This is a genomic window from Clostridium beijerinckii HUN142 (assembly GCF_000621745.1).
GTDB classification, from domain to species: domain Bacteria; phylum Bacillota; class Clostridia; order Clostridiales; family Clostridiaceae; genus Clostridium; species Clostridium beijerinckii_A.
This window is the reverse complement of sequence record NZ_JHXK01000012.1, coordinates 87,779-102,129: the sequence shown is the minus strand read 5'-3', so window position 1 is coordinate 102,129 and position 14,351 is coordinate 87,779. Positions and strand designations below refer to the sequence as shown.

Annotated in this window: 16 protein-coding genes; 15 read left to right on the top strand and 1 reads right to left on the bottom strand. The window is 29.8% G+C overall.

Features of this window, described 5'->3' with window-relative positions:
• Window positions 1-25 precede the first annotated feature (25 nt).
• From larC to T483_RS0106995, 13 genes are all read left to right on the top strand, one after another.
• Window positions 26-1,432: a nickel pincer cofactor biosynthesis protein LarC gene (gene larC, locus T483_RS0107055; RefSeq protein WP_026886222.1), complete on the top strand. Its 1,407-nt coding sequence runs from the start codon at window positions 26-28 to the stop codon at window positions 1,430-1,432.
• 55 nt (window positions 1,433-1,487) lie between these two features.
• Window positions 1,488-2,312: an ATP-dependent sacrificial sulfur transferase LarE gene (gene larE / locus T483_RS0107050; RefSeq protein ID WP_026886221.1), complete on the top strand. Its 825-nt coding sequence runs from the start codon at window positions 1,488-1,490 to the stop codon at window positions 2,310-2,312.
• Between the two features lie 68 nt (window positions 2,313-2,380).
• Window positions 2,381-3,127: a nickel pincer cofactor biosynthesis protein LarB gene (gene larB, locus T483_RS0107045; RefSeq protein ID WP_026886220.1), complete on the top strand. Its 747-nt coding sequence runs from the start codon at window positions 2,381-2,383 to the stop codon at window positions 3,125-3,127.
• Between the two features lie 114 nt (window positions 3,128-3,241).
• The gene (namA, locus tag T483_RS0107040; protein ID WP_026886219.1) at window positions 3,242-4,282 is read left to right on the top strand and encodes an NADPH dehydrogenase NamA; all 1,041 of its coding nucleotides are present in this window, start codon (window positions 3,242-3,244) and stop codon (window positions 4,280-4,282) included.
• A gap of 115 nt (window positions 4,283-4,397) precedes the next feature.
• A complete protein-coding gene (locus tag T483_RS31545) occupies window positions 4,398-4,544 on the top strand; it encodes a hypothetical protein (RefSeq protein ID WP_196244855.1) in 147 nt (48 codons plus the stop codon).
• Between the two features lie 154 nt (window positions 4,545-4,698).
• A complete protein-coding gene (locus tag T483_RS0107030) occupies window positions 4,699-5,124 on the top strand; it encodes a hypothetical protein (protein WP_026886218.1) in 426 nt (141 codons plus the stop codon).
• 86 nt (window positions 5,125-5,210) lie between these two features.
• Window positions 5,211-5,348, top strand: a complete 138-nt coding sequence (locus T483_RS31540) for a CPC_1213 family protein (RefSeq protein WP_017212516.1) — start codon at window positions 5,211-5,213, stop codon at window positions 5,346-5,348.
• A gap of 456 nt (window positions 5,349-5,804) precedes the next feature.
• Window positions 5,805-7,727 (top strand): PrkA family serine protein kinase, encoded by a 1,923-nt coding sequence (locus T483_RS0107020; RefSeq protein ID WP_026886217.1) that lies wholly within the window; start codon window positions 5,805-5,807, stop codon window positions 7,725-7,727.
• A gap of 8 nt (window positions 7,728-7,735) precedes the next feature.
• Window positions 7,736-8,914: a sporulation protein YhbH gene (gene yhbH / locus T483_RS0107015; RefSeq protein WP_026886216.1), complete on the top strand. Its 1,179-nt coding sequence runs from the start codon at window positions 7,736-7,738 to the stop codon at window positions 8,912-8,914.
• Window positions 8,915-8,918: 4 nt separating this feature from the next.
• Window positions 8,919-10,289, top strand: a complete 1,371-nt coding sequence (locus tag T483_RS0107010; RefSeq protein WP_026886215.1) for a SpoVR family protein — start codon at window positions 8,919-8,921, stop codon at window positions 10,287-10,289.
• A 153-nt stretch (window positions 10,290-10,442) separates the two neighbouring features.
• Window positions 10,443-10,985, top strand: coding sequence for a rubrerythrin family protein (locus T483_RS0107005; protein WP_026886214.1), 543 nt, complete (start codon window positions 10,443-10,445; stop codon window positions 10,983-10,985).
• 11 nt (window positions 10,986-10,996) lie between these two features.
• Window positions 10,997-11,353: a hypothetical protein gene (locus tag T483_RS0107000; protein ID WP_026886213.1), complete on the top strand. Its 357-nt coding sequence runs from the start codon at window positions 10,997-10,999 to the stop codon at window positions 11,351-11,353.
• Window positions 11,354-11,438: 85 nt separating this feature from the next.
• Complete coding sequence (locus T483_RS0106995; protein ID WP_026886212.1) at window positions 11,439-11,783, top strand: hypothetical protein; 345 nt, start codon at window positions 11,439-11,441, stop codon at window positions 11,781-11,783.
• Window positions 11,784-11,851: 68 nt separating this feature from the next.
• On the opposite strand, the gene pssA is transcribed toward T483_RS0106995, so the two are convergent.
• Window positions 11,852-12,379 carry a CDP-diacylglycerol--serine O-phosphatidyltransferase gene (pssA, locus tag T483_RS0106990; RefSeq protein ID WP_026886211.1) on the bottom strand — a complete coding sequence of 176 codons (528 nt, stop codon included), beginning with the start codon at window positions 12,377-12,379 and terminating at the stop codon, window positions 11,852-11,854.
• Window positions 12,380-12,675: 296 nt separating this feature from the next.
• Here pssA and T483_RS0106985 point away from each other — a divergent pair, with 296 nt between their 5' ends.
• Both T483_RS0106985 and T483_RS0106980 read left to right on the top strand, forming a co-directional pair.
• Window positions 12,676-13,554, top strand: coding sequence for a YegS/Rv2252/BmrU family lipid kinase (locus tag T483_RS0106985; RefSeq protein WP_026886210.1), 879 nt, complete (start codon window positions 12,676-12,678; stop codon window positions 13,552-13,554).
• A gap of 51 nt (window positions 13,555-13,605) precedes the next feature.
• Window positions 13,606-14,271 carry a hypothetical protein gene (locus tag T483_RS0106980; RefSeq protein WP_026886209.1) on the top strand — a complete coding sequence of 222 codons (666 nt, stop codon included), beginning with the start codon at window positions 13,606-13,608 and terminating at the stop codon, window positions 14,269-14,271.
• Window positions 14,272-14,351: the final 80 nt, after the last annotated feature.

Below are 14,351 nucleotides of genomic sequence, written 5' to 3'. Positions count from 1 at the left end.
ACAAATGAGTTAAGGAGTGAGCTAAATGAAAATATTATATTACGATTGTTTTTGCGGTATAAGTGGAGATATGAATTTGGCAGCGATGTTGAATCTAGGAGTTCCTAAAGAATATTTATTTAAAGAAATTTCAAAGCTTAATTTAAGTTCTGAATATGATATACAAATTAACAGTTCTGAAAAACTTGGAATAACAGGAACTAGAGTAGATGTTATATTAAAAGATAAACTAAATAATGGAGATAACATTGGGTATAAAGACTTTGAGCATTCTAATAGTGATATTATAAAAGATCACAGTCACCCTCATGTACATGATGAAGAGCACGATCATCATGATCATTCTCATGGTGAAGATGCTTCACATAATCATGAACACAATCATTCGCATAGTCATGAGCATAATTGTTCACATAATCACGAACAAGCTCATGTTCATAGCCATTCAGGAAATCACGAGCATCATCATAGAAACTTGAAAGATATAGAGAATATAATAAATTCCAGTGACTTAAGTGAAAAAGTTAAGAATTTAAGTTTGAATATGTTTATGAGAGTAGCAGAAGCAGAAGCAAAGGTGCATGGCAAAACACTATATGAAGTACACTTTCATGAAGTAGGTGCGATTGATTCAATTGTTGATATAGTAGGAGCTGCTATTTGCTTAGATTATTTAAAAGTTGATAAAATTATGGCGTCTCATGTTCAAGTTGGTGGCGGATTCGTAAAATGTGCTCATGGCCTCATGCCAGTTCCAGCACCTGCGACCGTAGAAATATTAAAAGGCATTCCAATAAATGTTGGGGTAGTTCAATTTGAGACAACTACGCCTACAGGAGCTGCGATACTAGCTGAAAATGTTAAAGAGTTTACTGCAAAGATAGATTTTTCTATAAAGAAAATTGGATATGGAATTGGACATAGAGATCTAGATATACCTAATGTTTTGAGAGTTTACTTAGGAGAAGACAATAGTTTAGAGAAGATAGAAGAACAGTATATATTGGAAACTAATATAGATGATATGAATCCAGAATTTTATGGATATGTTGAAGAAAAGCTCTTTGATGCAGGGGCATTGGATGTTTTTAAAACTCCTATATTCATGAAAAAGGGAAGACCAGGAATAAAGTTAAGTGTATTAATTAGTGAAAAAATAGAAAAAGATATTTTGGACATAGTTTTTGAAGAGACAACTTCTATAGGAGTAAGAAAATATAGAGTTGAAAAAATAATGTTAAATAGGGAGTTTTCAAAGGTAGAAACTCAGTATGGAGAAGTAACAATCAAGAAGTCATATTATAAAGGTAACTTAGTTAAATACAAGCCAGAATATGAGGAATGTAAAAAGATTGCAAAAGAGAATAACATAACTATGGAAAAGGTGTATAGGGAAGTTTATAAGCAAACTTCGAATATCTATAATGAGTAATTCTACAATCAAATTAAGAAAATAAAAATGTATAGGTGAGAGGCGGAAGAGATAGATGATTAATAATGATAAATATAGTGAACTAGTGAAATACCTTAAAGGATTAGGAAAAGTGGTTTTAGCATTCTCAGGGGGAGTAGATAGCACATTCTTACTTAGAGTAGCTAAAGAAGCTCTTGGAGAGAATGTAAAGGCAGTAACGATTTTATCACCATATATTCCTAAGTGGGAAATAGCAGAGGCTAGAGAATTAGTAAGGGAATTGGGAGTTCAACATGAAATTATTGAAGCTCCAATTATTGACTCAATTAAATTCAATCCGGAAGATAGGTGCTATCTTTGTAAAACAGCTGTATTCACTATGATATTAAATGTAGCAGAAGAACAAGGTTATAATTGTGTAATTGATGGGACAAATTTTGATGACATAAGTGATTATAGACCAGGTCTTAAAGCATTAAAAGAACTAGAAGTAAAAAGCCCGCTATTAGAATGCAAATTAACTAAAGCAGAGATAAGAGCGTTCTCTAAAGAATTGTGGCTTAACACTTGGGATAAGCCACCTTATGCCTGTCTTTTAACAAGGATACCTTATGGAAATGAGCTTAAGGTAGAAGATTTTGAAAAGATTGAAAATGCAGAAAAATATATGATGAGTATAGGATTTAGAGCTGTTAGAGTAAGATGTCACGGCGACTTAGCTAGAGTTGAAGTAAGTAGGAATGATAGAAATAAATTATTTAATGAAAAACTTTTGGACACTATTGCTGAAAAAATAAAAGAATGTGGATTTAAATATGTAACATTAGATTTACAAGGGTATAGAGTAGGAAGTTTTAACGAAACTATATTGAAAAAAGAGGATAATCAAAATAAATAATAATACTTTAAGAATAAATTAAAATGGTGTATTAAGGTAGCAGAGAATATCTTAGGAGGATAAAGCTAATGAACAAAGAAGAAATTAAAGAATTGTTAGAAAGCGTTAAAGATAATAAATTAAATGTAGATGAGGCGCTTGAAAAATTGGAAGATCTACCTTTTAAAGATTTAGGTTTTGCTAAGATAGATAATCATAGAGAAATTAGAGTTGGCTATCCTGAAGTAATATACTGTGAAGGTAAGACAGTAGAGCAGGTCAGAGATATTGTAAAATTTATGCTTACCAAAAACAATAATATATTAGGAACAAGAGCTAATGAGGAAATGTATAATGCAGTTAAAGAAATATGTGAAGAAGCAAAATATAACAAGCTTGGCAGAACAATAACCATTAGGAGAAATGAACAACCTCTTACGGAGAATTATATAGCAATTGTTGCGGCAGGTACATCGGATTTACCTGTTGTAGAAGAAGCATTTGAAACGGCTACTATACTAGGGAATAGAGTTGAAAAAATAACTGATGTTGGAGTTGCAGGGATACACAGACTTTTTTCAAAATTAGATGTCATTAGGGGAGCAAAAGTTGTTATAGTAATTGCAGGAATGGAAGGTGCCTTAGCTAGTGTTGTAGGAGGCCTTGTAGATAAGCCAGTAATTGCAGTGCCAACAAGTGTTGGATACGGAGCTAATTTTGGAGGAATTGCTGCTTTGCTATCTATGTTGAATAGTTGCGCGAGTGGCGTAAGTGTGGTTAATATAGATAATGGCTTTGGGGCTGCATATAATGCCAGTATTATTAATAAGCTGTAGTTTTTTATAATAGTTTATATGGTTAATTGATATTTAAAATCCAGTATCTAATTATTTAGTTAGGAAAGAATAGCATTAACATCATAAATATAAAACAAAAGGGAGGAGAATTATATGTCAAAACTTTTTTCGAGTTTTAAACTTAAAAATTTAGAATTTAAAAATAGAGTTGTTATGGCGCCTATGTGTATGTATACTGCTAAAGAAGATGGAATAGCTACTGAGTGGCATAAAATACATTATGCCACAAGAGCGTTAGGTGGAGTAGGGCTTATAATACAAGAGGCAACTGGAGTTGAAAGCAGAGGAAGAATAAGTGATAGAGATTTAGGAATATGGGATGATTCGCAAATAGGGAGTTTAAAGAAGATAGTTGATACATGCAAAAGCTTAGGTGCAGTCATGGGAATTCAACTTGGTCATGCAGGCAGAAAGTGTGAAATAAAAAATCTTGAGATTATAGGACCTAGTGCTGAAGCATTTAGTAGTGAATATAAAGTTCCTAAAGAAATGAGCAAAGAAGATATAGGTGAAGTAATAAATGCCTTTAAAAGTGCGGCTAAAAGGTGTATTGAAATAGGATATGATATTATAGAAATTCATGCTGCTCACGGATATTTAATAAATCAATTTTTATCTCCTCTTAGTAACAAAAGAACTGATGAGTATGGCGGGAGTTTAGAAAATAGAGCGAGATTTTTAAAAGAAGTAGTAAAATCAATTAGAGAAGTGTGGACAAAGGAAAAACCAATAATACTTAGGATAAGTGCAGAAGATTATTTGAATGAAGGAAATCATCCAGAAGACTTAGCTAAAATGGTAAATTTGGTTAAAGAAGAAGGAATTGATATACTTAATGTAAGTTCAGGTGGTGTTGCACCTACTCCTACTCCAATTAAGGTATATGAAGGATATCAGATAAAATTTGCAGAGATAATAAAAGAAAATACAGGCCTTCCTGTAATAGCTGGAGGACTTATTATATCACCTTATATGGCGGAGGAAATAATTCAAAATGATAGAGCAGATATGATTTTCTTAGGAAGAATTCTTTTAAGAAAACCATATTGGCCGCTTGAAGCTGACTCAAAATTAGATGGCGAGGTAAAATGGCCTGAGCAATATGAAAGAGGTAAGTTTAGGAATAATAGATAACTATATTAATTGGTAATACTTAATTCTATTAATAATTATTTCAATAAATTTTAATTTTAGAGCTAAGCAGTATAAAATGAATTTAAATGTACACCATAATAATGAGGTGATACATATGGATAATAACAAAAATAGAGTGAAAGATAGACCTAAATCTAATGCGGAACGTAGAAAAATAGATCCCAAAAATAATGCGGATTTAGGCATTATTGATGGAAAAAAGATAGGTGCGCCTCCACATAAAGAAAAGGATCACCTATAATATAAAGAGGATATATCAAAATGTTTTTATCTGTTTGATATATCCTTTATATTTTATATTAACAAGTATATATATAGAGGAAAATTAAATTATTAATTTTTTATAAAAGCAATTATAATAGATGGTGTATTACATAAGCAAAGGAGAATATAGAATGAAACTAGATTTAACAATATTTGAATTAGGAAAACTTTTAAAGAAAATAGAGGATAAATATGATTTGAACATGCTAGTAAAATTGGCATTGAGTGGTGGATGGGCTACAATAACTGGCAATGCTAATGTTTTAAAGTATCCAAATGATTCAAACTGTGGCTGCAATGGAAAAGACAACATTATAGATATAAGTGTAGAGCGTGATGGTAATGAACATGGATCTGTAATAAAAATTACAGGTGCTAAAGATAAAAAGTTTGATATAGATATATCAAGTACTAGATACAAAGAATTGCGTCCTAATAACTTAACTGTTAACAAAATAAAAATTAACGAAAATGAAAGTAAATTAAGAATTGATGAAAATATAATATTTACAATAGGCGCGTCAGTTAATGATATAAAAGAACTTATAGAAAACTAAATATATATATACAACATTAGCCAGCATAAAACAGTCCGAAATACACATAATATTAAAGAGTCAATAGGAAGAGGAGAGTGATATAAATGGACAACAGTATGAAAAAGAAACATACAAGCAAACATAAGACTTTAAATCATAATCCACAAGCAGAAAGCGTAAAATCAGTTTTTGGTGAGCCAAAAGCGAAAGATTCTGAATTTACTCCAAGAACTTTTGACTAATAAAATAGAAATTAAACATAGGCACGATTGTAAATATTATATAGTTATATTGCAGAATATTTTTGAAATATAAATTATATAATAGAGGAAACATTCAATAGTAAAGAAGGAATATTTTAAGTATTAGGAACTTAGAATATTCCTTTTTTTGTGCAAAAGAATTTCACATTTTAAGGTATAAATTTAAAATATTATTAATTTATTTAATAAATAGTTATTAATTTGAAATATCAAAATATCTATATATTAGACAGGCTACAGAGAAAAACAAAATTATTTATGGATGTTATTTAATAAAATTATGAAATAATGCTCATTAAGTAGTAAATTTGTATGGTTATTGTTTATGTTTTTATTTAATAGGAACCAAACAGTAAGTATTTGAAAAAAGTAGTCATAATGTCTTTGTTTAATTGAATATATTTTAGTTATAAAGGAGGAGGAGTGTTTATGAGTATGAACTTTAAAGAATTTATAGAAACAGATAGAGAAAAGGATAGCACCCAAAAGTTTGAAGGAAGTTTTCTAGAGTATTTAGATATTGTTAAGGAGAACCCAGAAATTGTAAATCTTGCTCATAAAAGAATCTATGAGATGATTATGAGTAAAGGGGTAGAGGAATTAAAAGCTGAGGAAAACCCACGAGTAAGAAAGATTTATGGAAATGACTTAATAAGAAAGTATGGCTTTTTTAAAGATGATTTCTATGGAATTGATAAAGTTATTATGAAGCTTGCCAGCTATTTTAAATCAGCAGCAATGAAGGGTGAAGAATCAAGACAAGTATTATATCTTGTTGGTCCAGTAGGAGCAGGTAAATCTTCAATAGTAGAGAGTTTAAAATCGGCTTTAGAAAGTTGTGAATCAGTTTATTCATTAAAAGGATGCCCGATGCATGAAGAGCCACTTCATTTAATTCCAAAGCATTTGAGACCAAAATTTGAGGAGATGCTAGGAGTACAAATTGAAGGGGATTTATGCCCAGTATGCAGATATAGACTTGTTAATGAGCTCAAAGGAGTTTATGAAGATTTTCCAGTTGAAAGAACAGGATTTTCTATTAGATCAAGAAAAGGAATTGGAGTAGTGCCGCCTGTTGATCCAAATAACCAGGATACATCAATTTTAACAGGATCAATTGATATTTCTAAGATGGATATGTACTCTGAAGATGATCCAAGAATTTTTTCTCTAAATGGAGCATTTAATGTCGGTAATCGTGGACTAGTAGAATTTATAGAGGTATTTAAAAATGATGTTGAATATCTTCATACAATAATCACTGCAACTCAGGAAAAATCAGTACCGTCTCCAGGTAAAGGTTCAATGATTTATTTTGATGGAGTTATAGTTGCTCACTCAAATGAGGCGGAATGGAATAAATTTAAATCAGATCATACAAATGAAGCAATTCTAGATAGAATTGTAAAAGTTGAAGTTCCATATTGCTTAGAACTAGACGAGGAAGTTAAGATATATGAAAAAATATTAAAGAAGAGTAATTTTAAAGCGCATATAGCACCACATACTATTGAAATTGCAGCAATGTTTGCAATACTTTCAAGATTAACACCTTCGGCTAAAGTAGATGCTGTGACAAAGCTTAAGATTTACAATGGAGAAGAAATTGTTGAAAAAGGAACTACAAAGAAAATCGATATTGGAGAGCTTAGGGAAGAAGCAGGTCAATATGAAGGCATGAAGGGCATAAGTACAAGATTTATCATAAAAGCAATAGATAATGCACTTTCAGAATCGGGATATGACTGTATAAATCCGCTTAGTATAATGGAGAGCATAATAAAATCTGTTAAAGAGTTAGATATTGCAGCAGATGATAAAAAGAAGTATTTAGGTTTTATTCAAGATAATATAAGAAAAGAATATAATAAAATTCTTGAAAGGGAAATTACAAAAGCATTTATTCACTCATTTAGAGAACAGGCTGAGAGCCTATTTAATAATTATATAGATAATGCTGAGGCATATGTAAATAAAACTAAGATAAAAGATGTTTCAACTGGTGAGGAACTTAATCCAGATGAAGAATTTATGAGAAGCATAGAAGAACAAATAGGTGTATATGCCGCATCAGCTAAAGGATTTAGATCAGATGTGACTTCATATATGTTCTATATAGTTAGGAAAGGTGGAAGATTAGATTATACTTCTTATGAACCTTTGAAGGAAGCAATTGAAAAGAAATTAACAGCTTCAGTTAAAGATTTATCGAGAATCATAACTAAATCAAAGGTTAGGGATAAGGAACAGGCAGAAAAATATGATTCTATGGTCGAAGAAATGAAAAGAAATGGATATTGTCTTCATTGTTGTGATGTAATCTTAAAGTATGCAGCTAATAACTTATGGAGGGATTAGATTAGCTTATGGCAATATTTAGAGATTACACTAACAATCAAATTGATCACGACAGATCCATAGAAGATAGAAGGAGACATAGGCAACTTGTAGAAAAATCAATAAAAGAAAATTTAGGAGATATATTATCAGAAGAGAGTATTGTTGGAGAGAGCAAAAACAAAAAATTTAAAATACCAATTAAGGGTATTAAGGAATATCAATTCGTTTATGGAAAGAACTCTAAGGGAGTAGCCAGCGGAGTCGGTAACGAAAAAAGAGGAGAAAAATTAGGAAATGGAAGTAAGAAATTAGCTAAAGGTAAAGGAAATCAGGGAGCTGGAAATGAAGAGGGTGATGATGTATACGAAACAGAAATCACTCTCGAGGAGCTAATGGATTATATATCTGAAGATCTGAACTTACCTAATTTAGATCAAAAAAAGTATTCAGAAATAGTTACTGAAACTAGCGGTAAGAAGAGGGGCTATCAAACTCACGGAATAAGACCAAGACTTGCAAAAAAGAAAACAGTTATGTCAAAGATAGCAAGAAAGCAAGGAAAGAGACGAGCGTTAAAAGAATTAGAAAGTGATGACGAGTTAGAGCGATTTCCTTTTAGAGAGGAGGATCTTAGGTATTATAGAGTTAAATTAAAACCTAAAAAAGATAGTAATGCAGTAATGCTGTTTATTATGGATGCCTCTGGTTCTATGGATGTGACGAAGAAATATCTAGCAAGATCTTATTTTTTCGTATTAGCAACTTTTCTAAAAAGAAAATACAACAATATAGCATTCGAATTTATATATCATACTACAGTTGCAAAAAGAGTAGATGAATTTGAGTTTTTCCATAAGTCTGAATCTGGTGGAACTTATATATCTAGTGGTATTAATGAGGCATTAAAGGTGATTGAAGAAAAGTATCCTCCAACAGCATGGAATATATATAGCATATACGCAAGTGATGGAGATAACTGGTCAGAAGATAATGAAAGAGCAGTTACAGCAGTAAAAGATATATGTAAGGTAAGCAATATGTTCGGTTATGCAGAACTTTTGCCATCGACATACACAACGACAATGTATCATAAATTTAAAAAAGAGATAACTGATGAGAAATTTGTTCCTGTAATTATAAAAGAAAAGAAGGATTTGTGGGATGCACTTAAGATTATGCTTAGGAAGGAGTTAAAGGAGGAATAAGAAATTGGAATATAGCTTTAGTGATATTGAAAAGTGGAATGAGAAAATAGAGAAAAAGGTTAGGGAATATGGGCTAGAATGTTATCCTCAAGAATTTGAAATTATAGGCTTTAATGAGATGATTGGATATGAAGCTTATGTTGGAATGCCTTCAAGATATCCACATTGGAGTTTTGGTAAATCTTATGAAAAAAGTAAAACACTTTATTCTTTAAATCTTACTGGCCTTCCTTATGAAATGGTTATTAATTCAGATCCTTGTTTAGCATATTTAATGAAGGATAATACGCTATTACTACAGATATTAACAATGGCTCATGTATATGGGCATAATGATTTTTTTAGAAATAATAGATTATTTAAAGAAGGCACTAATGCTAAATATACTTTAGAGATGTTTAACTTAGATGCTAAGATAATAAGAGATTATATTGATGATCCAAGCATTGGCTACTCTGAAGTTGAAAGAATACTAGATGCAGGTCATGCTATAAGATATCAATGTAAAAGAAATGTTGGAGTTAAAGAATTAACTAACGATGAGATTAAAGAAAGTATTTTAAAAGATTATGAAAGTAAAAAAGAAAATAGAGATATTTTAGACCCGTATGAAGAAATTGTTTTACCGGATTTAGATAAGCTTCCATTGGAGCCTGTTGATGATCTTATGGGATTTATAATAAATTATGGTCAGTTAGAGGAATGGCAGAAAACAATATTAAGAATTGTTAAAAGAGAAACAGAATATTTCGTTCCTCAAATTGAAACTAAAATTATGAATGAAGGTTGGGCGAGCTATACACATTATAATATTTTAAAACAATTAGAATTGCCACAAGAGCTCCATTTAGAGTTTTTGAAAAGGCACAATGATGTAATAGCTCCTGCTATAGGTGGTATGAATCCTTATTATGTTGGCTTCAAAGTATTTGAAGATATCGAAAAAAGATATGGAAAGGAAAAAATATTTGAAGTTAGAGAAATTGAAAGAGATTCTTCGTTTTTAAGGCGTTATTTAACTAGAGAATTGTGTGAAGAGTTAAATTTATTTCAATATAATCAAAGAACTTTCGATGTTGTCATTGAAGAAATTTCAGATGAAACTGGCTGGAAAACTATTAGAGATACATTGAGCTATACTGCAGGTATGGGAAATATACCGTATATTAGAGTTGTTGATCTGAATAAGAAGAACTATACATTGACTTTAGAGAATGTTTTTGACGGAAGGCCATTAGAGCTTTCTTATGCAAAAGAAACATTGAAATATGTTCAAGAATTATGGGGGCATGATGTCAGGCTAATTACTAAATCAAGCGATAAGCAAGAAGTAATTTTAACTTGTAATCAGGAAAAGAAGATAATTGTATCCTAAAAAGATTACTATATGAAAACAAAATAATAACTAATATTTTGTGATTTATCCTAACAAGCATATTTCACCATGGGGAGTTAACTGATGAGGTAACCAAAAATATAAAAATGAATAGTTTATATATGGAAGAAAGTAATATTTTGGGAGACAAAGATGAACTTAAAAGGTAGTCAAACTGAAAGAAATTTATTTAAAACATTTGCAGGAGAGTCTAGAGCTAGAAATAAATATACTTTTTATGCTGAGAAGGCTAAAGCAGATGGCTTCATGCATGTTGCAGAGGTATTTGAAGCAACTGCAGGCAATGAAAAAGCGCATGCGAGAGAAGTGTTTAAAAGATATCTGGACAGAATTAGTAATACAAAAAATAATTTGATAGAATCTGCACTTGGTGAATCTGAAGAAAGTAAAGTGATTTATAAAGAATTTGAAGAAATTGCTAGAGAAGAAGGTTTTGATGATATTGCAGATTTTTATAAAGAACTTCAAGAAGTTGAAGAACATCATAAGGAGAGATTTTTAGATTTAGCTAAAAAACTTAAAGAGGGTAAGATGTTTAAATCAGATGGAGAAGAAGAATGGATATGTCTAAATTGTGGTTATATATATGAAGGTAAGGAAGCACCTATGAAATGCCCATTATGTAGATATCCAAGAGCATATTTTAGAAGATTATGTAATGCGGATTGTAAGTAGGGGGAAAACATATGATTTATGAATATCCTGAAGAGTTTGTAGTTCCTGTGGTTTATGTAGAAGGTTTGAAAGAAAAGTCTAGTAATAGAAACTGGGAGTTTAAATATTTACATGTTGATAAAAGTATGACTCCTAGTGAAAAGCCACAAGAAGATAAAATGTTTCAGATGAGCAAGTACCATGATGAAGATATTTCGAACAAAGGAATGGAGTTTTTAGATTTAGATGAAGATTTACTTCAAAAACCTTGTCATGGAAAATATAAGTTTGATGATGTAGTTGAAAGTGAAGAAGAACATTATGGCTCCAATGATATATTTAATGATATAGATAATGAATATGCTGATGTTGAAACATTAAGAATGTAATTTGTAATTTGTAGTTAGTCACTTTTTTAGTGATTAACTACAAATATTTTAGTAGTTAGTATAAATTTTGTATAAAGGATTGACTATGAAATTTAATGATTTAGCTAAAAAACAATATGAAGATATAGATAATTTGAGTGTATTATTAAAGAATTATGTGGATGTTTATAGATTATTAATTGCTGGAGCATCAGAATTGTATAATGTAAATTTAGCGGAGAAAAGTGAAGTTAAGAAAGCACTAGAGAGAGTTGAAAATGTAGGAGAATTAATAGATAAGTTAATAAGCACTCTAGAACGATGTGAAGGATCTTACTTAAAGTACTGTAAGATTAAAAATGAGTATATTACAGTAAGTACAGAGAAAGATAAAATATTTACTGAAATAGATAATGAATTAAATTTTCAAAACTCAGAAAGAGAAGAATAGTGATGAAAATCAAACAAAAAAACTCTATCTTAAAATTTTAAGATAGAGTTTTTTATTATGAATTACAATTAAAGTTTCTTTAATTTAACTTTACTTACCATTAAGTATGAACCAAGGATCATTAAAAGAACAACAAGATAGATCGATGGTGTAATATTAAAATTAAATATAATTAGTGAAAAAAGTGCCATAAAGCAACCTGCTATTGTTATTGGGACACCTGTAAAGGCCCCATCAAAATCAGTAGTATTAAATCTAGCTAATCTGTAAGCACCGCATATAGGAAATAGTAGTAAAACTATAAATCCAAATAATCCTTTAGGTCCAAAAGATTCAAGATTGAATAATATATATACTAATATAGATGGTGCTACTCCAAATGAAACCAAATCAGCTAAAGAATCTAATTCTTTGCCTAATTCACTAGAAACGTTTAAAAAACGAGCTATTCTTCCATCATACCTATCTACCAATCCTGCTAATAAAATAAATGCACCTGATATTGCATATTTTTCGTTCATTACTGATAATATAGATATAATTCCACAAGATAAATTAATAAAGGTAAATACATTAGGAATACAACTTTTCCTCATAAAATCACTCCTAAAATTATAAAAAATACTTACAAAGAATTATTATAGCACATAAATGAAAATAATATAAGGTGTAAAATTAACTTTAAGTTTTTATTAAGATTATCTAGTATCGACATTAAGTAAGTAAAATGATATAATAAACTCTATAACATAGGTATTATATGTAAATATTTAATATGAATTTAATATATGTATTTAGAGCTAATTATAATCTTGTATTAAGAATTATTTTAAGGCTATTTTTTATGCATATAAACAATAACTAAGAAAATTTATTGGAGGCAGGTTAATTTATGAAAAAGGTTAGATTCATATACAACCCATACTCAGGAGAAAATAGTATAATAAGCGAATTAGATAATATTATAAAACTACACCAAGAAGTAGGATTAATAGTAGTACCATATAGAATTCAAAAGGGAAAAGATTTAGCGGAAGCGTTAGATATAATAGATGAAACTTATAGTTATATTTTAATAGCCGGTGGGGATGGAACTGTAGACTCTTTAGTAAATGCTATGAAAAATAAAAATATAAATATACCTATAGGTATATTACCGGTTGGAACTGCAAATGACTTTGGAAAGCTTATAAATATGCCAAATGATATAGAAGAAGCATGTAGGCAAATATTAAATTCAAAGCCAGTAGCTGTTGATGTTGGGAAAATAAATGAGAAATATTTTATAAATGTGGCCAGTTCGGGACTTTTTACAGATGTATCGCAAAAAACTGATGTGAACTTAAAAAATACAATAGGAAAGTTAGCATATTATTTAAAAGGCCTTGAAGAATTACCTAACTTTAGAAAGTTAAAGATAAAACTATCATCTAAGGAATGTGATTATGACGGAGAAATGTATTTGCTTTTAGTGTTTAATGGTAAAACTGCTGGAAACTTTAATTTAGCGACAGAGGCAGAAGTTACAGATGGAAAGCTTGACGTAATAATATTTAAAGCTATACAAATAATTGAGCTCATCCCACTCTTTATAAAGCTTTTGAAAGGCGAACATTTAGATTCAGATAAAGTTGTTTATTTCAAAACAGATGATTTATATATAGAATCTCCAGAAGATATCGTTACAGATATTGATGGGGAAAGAGGACCAGATTTTCCATTGAGGGTTCAATGTATTAAGGGTGGAATTAAACTTTTAGGTATAAAATAAGATAGACAGTAATAAATATAAGTAACAGGAATATGGAATGGAGCGTAATTTGTGAACTTTGCATATTATTTATTTTTGTTACTTATAATTTTTTTGTCAATTTCACTTATAAAAAAGAATCTAGAAGTTTCACCAAAGAAAATAAAAATATATTTGGCATTAGTAATTACATTATTTTTATTAAGGCATGTAGCATTATTTTTATTGTGTATACTCAAGAATAGTACAATAATATATTACTTAAAACCAATAATATTTTTAAATCATTTATCAGTACCACTTATAGTGCTAGCTGTAAGCTATATTTATTTAAGATCTGAAAAATTAAACTTTGGTGGAACATATATTATTGCAGCAACAGTATGTATCATTTATGCTGTAATAATGCAAATTTCAAAGTTAACAGTTCAGGTAAATTATTTATATGGATTTATCTTGCAGATAGATAAGGAAACTATATTGTTTTTGTTTTCACTAATACTACTTGGTGCATTACTGATCCTAAATGTAATCTTACTAGATAGACCGTATGCAAATAAAAAAGGAATATGGTTTATAATCATAGCAATATTAATAGTAATGATAGAAGATATTATTATTTTAGGTGGAATTAAACTTTTCCCTTACTCGGTAATTGGGGATATGTTATTTCTTGTAATTATAAATTTAGTGTTAAAGAGCTTTAAGATATTGCCAAAAAACAATTATCGTTCCTAGGTAAGGAATTAAGTTCGAATTGATACTTTAGAATTATGTAAGTAGTCTAGATAGTAGGTAATTTATTATATGTGTGCAGA